A 5967-nucleotide genomic window follows, 5' to 3' on the forward strand; every position below is an offset into this window, starting at 1 on the left:
GGAAGTGCTCAAGCGCGATCCCGAACGCTACGAGATCGCCATCCTGGGGGCGGAGCCCCGGGTCAACTACGACCGCATCATGCTTTCGCCGGTGCTGGCGGGTGAGAAGAGCTTCGCCGACATCGTCATCAACGACGAGGCCTGGTACCGCGACAACGCCATCGCCCTGCACGCCGGACGCAAGGTCGAGGCGATCGACCGCGAGGCCAAGGTGGTGCGCGCCGAAGGCGGCCTCGTCGCGCCCTACGACCGGCTGATCCTGGCGGTCGGCTCCGACCCGATCCGGCTGCCGCTGCCGGGCGCCCAGTTGAAGGGTGTCGTCACCTTCCGCGACCTCGACGACGTGGAGGCCATGATCGCCGCCGCCAAGCCGGGCGCCAGGGCCGTCGTCATCGGCGGGGGCCTGCTGGGCATCGAGGCCGCTTACGGCCTGGCCCGCCGCGGCATGGGCGCCACGGTCGTCCACCTGATGGACGTGCTGATGGAGCGCCAGCTCGACGCCTCGGCCGGCTTCCTGCTCACCGAGGCCATGTCCGAGCGCGGCGTGGAGACCGTGCTGGGCGCCGACTCCGAGGAGATCCTTGGCCAGGACGGCCGCGTCGCGGGCCTGAAGCTGAAGGACGGCCGCGTGTTGCCCTGCGACCTGCTGGTGATGGCCGTGGGGATCCGCCCGAACACCACCATCGCCAAGGCCTGCGGCCTGGAGACCGGCCGTGGGGTGATCGTCGACGACGCCATGCGCACCTCAGATCCCTCCATCTATGCGGTGGGCGAATGCGTCGAGCACCGCGGCCAGTGCTACGGCCTGGTCGCGCCGATCTGGGAGATGTGCAAGGCGCTGGGGGCCGCCCTCACCGACGGCCAGGGGGGCTACGAGGGCTCTGTGCTCTCCACCCGGCTGAAGGTCTCCGGCGTCGACGTCTTCTCCGCCGGCAAGTTCTCGGGCGGCGACGGCTGCGAGGACATCGTGTTCCGCGACGCCGGTCGCGGGGTCTACAAGCGCATCGTCCTGGAGGAGGGCAAGGTCGCCGGCGCGGTCCTGTTCGGCGACGCCGCCGACGGCGGCTGGTACTTCGACCTGATGCGCTCCGGCCAGCCGGTCGGCGACATCCGCGAGACCCTCGTGTTCGGCCAGGCGGTGACGGAGGGCCTTCGGGGGCTCGACCCTAGCGCCGCCGTTGCCGCCATGGCCGACGAGGCCGAGATCTGCGGCTGCAACGGCGTCTGCAAAGGCACGATCACCGGCGCCATCGCCGACCAGGGCCTGACCACGCTGGAAAGCGTGCGTGCGGTCACCAAGGCCTCGGCCTCCTGCGGCTCGTGCACGCCGCTGGTCGAGAAGATCCTGATGGCTGCCCTGGGCGACGCCTTCCAGGCGCAGACCGGGCCGAAGCCGGTGTGCGGCTGCACCGAAAAGGGCCATGACGAGGTCCGCCGGCGCATCGTCGCCGAAGGCCTGAAGTCGATGCCGGCGACCTTCCAGGCGCTGGAGTGGCATACCCCCGACGGCTGCGCCTCGTGCCGGCCGGCGCTCAACTACTACCTGCTGTGCGCCTGGCCGGGCGAATACCGCGACGACAAGCAGTCGCGCTTCATCAACGAACGGGTGCACGCCAACATCCAGAAGGACGGCACCTACTCGGTCGTTCCGCGGATGTGGGGCGGGGTGACCACGCCCAACGAGCTGCGGGCGATCGCGGACGTGGCCGACAAGTACAAGATCCCGACGGTGAAGGTGACCGGCGGCCAGCGGATCGACCTCTTGGGCGTCAAGAAGGACGACCTGCCGGCGGTCTGGGCCGACCTGAACGCGGCGGGCATGGTCTCCGGCCACGCCTACGCCAAGGGCCTGCGCACGGTGAAGACCTGCGTCGGCTCCGAATGGTGCCGCTTCGGGACCCAGGACTCCACGGGGCTGGGCGTGCAGCTGGAGAAGATCATGTGGGGCTCCTGGGCCCCGGCGAAGGTCAAGCTCGCGGTCTCCGGCTGCCCGCGCAACTGCGCGGAGGCGACCTGCAAGGACATCGGCGTGATCTGCGTGGATAGCGGCTACGAGATCCACATCGGCGGCGCCGCCGGCCTGCACATCCAGGGCACCGAGCTGCTCACCAAGGTCGCGACCGAGGAGGAGGCGATCTGGACCATCTGCGCGGTCATGCAGCTCTACCGCGAGAACGGCTGGTATCTGGAGCGGATCTACAAGTGGATGGCCCGCGTCGGACTGGAGAGCATCCGCGCGGAGATCGAGAACCCCGAGCGCCGCCGCCAGCTCTACGACCTCTTCGCCTACTCGCAACGCTTCGCCCGCATCGACCCGTGGGCCGAACGCGTCGCCGGCCGCCATGCCGACGAGTTCAACCCGCTGTCCCGCCGCATGGAGCTCGTCACCGCATGAACGCGCTTGTCATCGACCCTATCAATTGGATCGACGTCGGCGCTGTCACCGACGTGCCGCTGCGCGGCGCCCGCCGCGTGCCCACGCCCAAGGGCGACGTGGCGGTGTTCCGCACCGGCGACAACCAGCTCTACGCCCTGCTGGACCGCTGCCCGCACAAGGACGGCCCCTTAAGCCAGGGGATCATCCACGGCCGGGCGGTGACCTGTCCGCTGCACGCCTGGAACATCGACCTGGCCACCGGCGAGCCGATGGGGGCCGACGCGGGCAAGGGCTGCACGCCGGTGGTGCCGCTGGAGGTCCGCGACGGACGCATCCTGCTGGGCCAGGTGTGACGGGATGAGCGGTCCGCGTCGGACCACTTGCGCCTACTGCGGCGTGGGGTGCGGGGTCCTGGGCAAGCCTGAGCCGGACGGCCGGGACCTCGTCGTCACGGGCGACACGGCGCACCCGGCCAACTTCGGCCGGCTGTGCTCCAAGGGCAGCGCGCTCGGATCGACCGTCGGCCTCGAAGGCCGGCTGTTGCATCCGATGATCGGCAACAAGCGGGCGAGCTGGGACGAGGCGGTCGGCCTGGTCGCCAAGCGGTTCAAGGAGACGATCGCCCGCCACGGCCCGGACTCGGTCGCCTTCTACGTCTCCGGACAGCTGCTGACCGAGGACTACTACGCGGCCAACAAGCTGATGAAGGGCTTCATCGGCTCGGGCAACATCGACACCAACTCCCGGCTCTGCATGGCCTCGGCGGTGGTGGCGCACAAGCTGGCCTTCGGCGCCGACCTGGTGCCCGGCTGCTACGAGGACCTGGAACTCGCCGACCTCGTGGTGTTCTCCGGCCACAACGCCGCCTGGACCCATCCGGTGCTCTTCCGGCGGATGGAGCAGGCCAAGGACCGCGGCCAGCGGCACGTGGTCATCGATCCGCGCCGCACCGACACCGCCGAGGTCGCCGACCTGCACCTGGCGCTGAAGCCGCAGATGGACGTGCGGCTGTGGAACGGCCTCCTGGCCGACCTCCTCCGCCGCGGGGTCGTGGACCGTCCTTTCGTCGCCGCCCACGTGGCGGGCTTCGACGAGGTCGCGGCCGAGCTCGCACGCGCCGACCAGTCGATCTCCGCCGTCGCCGCCGACTGCGGCGTGGCGCCCAGCGACCTCGAGCTCTTCTTCCGCTGGTTCGCCGAGACGCCCCGGACCGTCAGCCTGTTCTCGATGGGCGCCAACCAGTCGAGCCAGGGCGTCGCCAAGGGCTCGGCGATCATCAACGCCCACCTGGCGACCGGGCGGATCGGCAAGCCGGGCGCGTGCCCGTTCTCGATCACCGGCCAGCCGAACGCCATGGGCGGGCGCGAGACCGGCGGCATGGCCAATACGCTCGCCGCCCACATGGACTTCGACGAGGCGAGCCGCGCCCGCGTCGCGCGCTTCTGGGGCGCGGACAAGGTCGCCGAGAAGCCGGGGCTGAAGGCCGTCGAGATGTTCGAGGCGGTCCGCAGCGGCCGGATCAAGGCGCTGTGGGTGATGGCCACCAACCCGGCCGTCAGCATGCCCGACGGCGACAAGGTCCGCGAGGCGCTGGCCAAATGCCCCTTCGTGGTGGTCTCCGACTGCATCGCCGAGACCGACACCACGGCCTTTGCGCACGTGAAGCTGCCGGCCATGGGCTGGAGCGAGAAGGACGGCACGGTCACCAATTCCGAGCGCCGCATCTCGCGCCAGCGGGCGCTGTTCCCCGCCGCAGGGGAGGCGCGGGCCGACTGGCGGATCGTCGCCGACGTCGGCTCGGCGATGGGTTTCGCCGACGCCTTCTCCTGGCGCACCTCCGGCCAGGTGTTCCGCGAGTACGCGCGGATGACGGCCTACGAGAACACCGGCCACGAGAATGCTGGCCGCTTCCTGCATCTCGGCCCGTTCGCCGGCCTCACCGCCGACGAATACGACGCCCTGGAGCCGGTGCAGTGGCCGGTGACCGCGGACGGCGGCGCGCCGCGCCTCTTCACCGACGGCCGCTTCCAGTTCCCGGACGGGCGGGCGCGCATGGTCCCGGTCGCCGCCGCCGGTCCCGCCGAGGCGGTCGACCTGACCTATCCGCTGGCGCTGAACACGGGCCGGGTCCGCGACCACTGGCACACCATGACCCGCACGGGCCTTGCGCCCGAGCTCTGCCGGCACACGCCGGAACCCTATGTCGAGATCCATCCGGCCGACGCGCAGCCCCTTGGCGTCGCCGATGGCCGGCTGACCCGCGTGCAGACCCGGCAGGGCGAGGCGGTGGCCATCGCTCGTGTCACCGACCGCCAGCGGCCGGGGTCGGTCTTCATGCCGATGCACTGGACGGCGGTCTACGCCGCCCACGGACGTTCCAACACCCTGGTCGCGCCCAGGGTGGACGCCCGATCGGGTCAGCCGGAATTCAAGCACACGCCGGCGCGCGTGCGGCCCTACCGCGAGACCTGGCGCGGCTTCTTCCTCGCCCACGAAAGCTGGAAGGCGCCTGCAGGCCTCGATCTCGTCTGGCGACGGATCCCGCAAGGCGCCTGTCAGCTGCACGAGTTCGCCGGCCGCGGCGACGAGGCCGAGCGCGAGGCCCTGCGAAAGGCGCTGACGCGCGACGTGGGCCACGACGCGCTGCGCTTCGAGGACGCCAAGACCGGCGCGCTGCGCGAGGCCTGGATCGCCGGCGGCCGTCTGGAACGGCTTTTGTTCATCACCTGCACCGGCGCGCTGCCGCCGCGCGACTGGCTGGCCGAGCTGTTCGCGCTCGAGGAGCTCTCGCCGATGGACCGCGCGCTGCTGCTGGTCGGCCGTGCGCCGGGCCAGCCGATCGAGACCGGCCCTATCGTCTGCGCCTGCCGTGGCGTGCGCCAGGCGAAGATCGAGGCCGCCATCGCCGAGGGCTGCGGCTCGGTCGACGCCGTCGCCGAGGCCACCGGCGCCGGATCCTCCTGCGGCTCCTGCCGTCCGGAGATCGCTCGCCTGCTCAGCCAGTCCGCCAAACCGGAGGTGCGCCATGCCGCATGAGCAGAAGCAAGGCTTCGTCCAGCTGGTGGGCGCCGGGCCCGGCGCGGCGGATCTGCTGACGCTCCGCGCGTTCAGGGCCATAGGAAGCTGCGAGGCGCTGCTCTATGACGCCCTGATCTCGGAGGAGGTGCTGGCGCTGGCGCCGGCGCATTGCCTGAAGATCCAGACCGGCAAGCGCGCCGGCCGCGCCAGCATGAAGCAGGAGACGATCAACCGGCTGATGCTGCGGCTCGCCAAGCGGGGCCTGCGGGTCGTGCGCCTGAAGGGTGGCGACCCATCGGTGTTCGGCCGGGTAGGAGAGGAGGCGGCGTTCCTGAACGCCAACGGGATCGGCACGGAGGTGGTGCCCGGAATCACCGCCGCCTGCGCCGCGGCGGCGCAGTTCAATTTCCCGCTGACCCACCGCAAGCAGGCCCGCCGGGTGGTGTTCACCACCGCCCGCCTGGAGGCCGGCGCCCTGCAGGCCGACTGGAGCTCGGCGGCGGATCCCGAGACGACGCTCGCCATCTACATGGGCGGCGGCGCGGCGGAGGAGCTCAGCGCCCGGCTGATCG

4 protein-coding genes are annotated in these 5967 nt (G+C 71.1%); all 4 read left to right on the forward strand.

Annotated features, from left to right (window positions below; genetic code table 11):
* Positions 1-2395: nitrite reductase large subunit NirB (gene nirB / locus VJS38_RS00355; protein ID WP_324086172.1), on the forward strand; the 2395-nt coding region annotated here is incomplete at its 5' end.
* Positions 2392-2730, forward strand: coding sequence for a nitrite reductase small subunit NirD (nirD, locus tag VJS38_RS00360; RefSeq protein ID WP_324086173.1), 339 nt, complete (start codon positions 2392-2394; stop codon positions 2728-2730). The genes nirB and nirD, both read left to right, overlap by 4 nt.
* A 4-nt stretch (positions 2731-2734) precedes the next feature.
* Positions 2735-5413 carry a nitrate reductase gene (locus VJS38_RS00365; RefSeq protein ID WP_324086174.1) on the forward strand — a complete coding sequence of 893 codons (2679 nt, stop codon included), beginning with the start codon at positions 2735-2737 and terminating at the stop codon, positions 5411-5413.
* A partial coding sequence (gene cobA, locus VJS38_RS00370) for a uroporphyrinogen-III C-methyltransferase (protein ID WP_324086175.1) occupies positions 5403-5967 on the forward strand: 565 nt, incomplete at its 3' end. The genes VJS38_RS00365 and cobA, both read left to right, overlap by 11 nt.

Origin of the sequence: Phenylobacterium sp. (assembly GCF_035276905.1) — a bacterium.
In the GTDB taxonomy this organism is placed as follows: domain Bacteria; phylum Pseudomonadota; class Alphaproteobacteria; order Caulobacterales; family Caulobacteraceae; genus Phenylobacterium.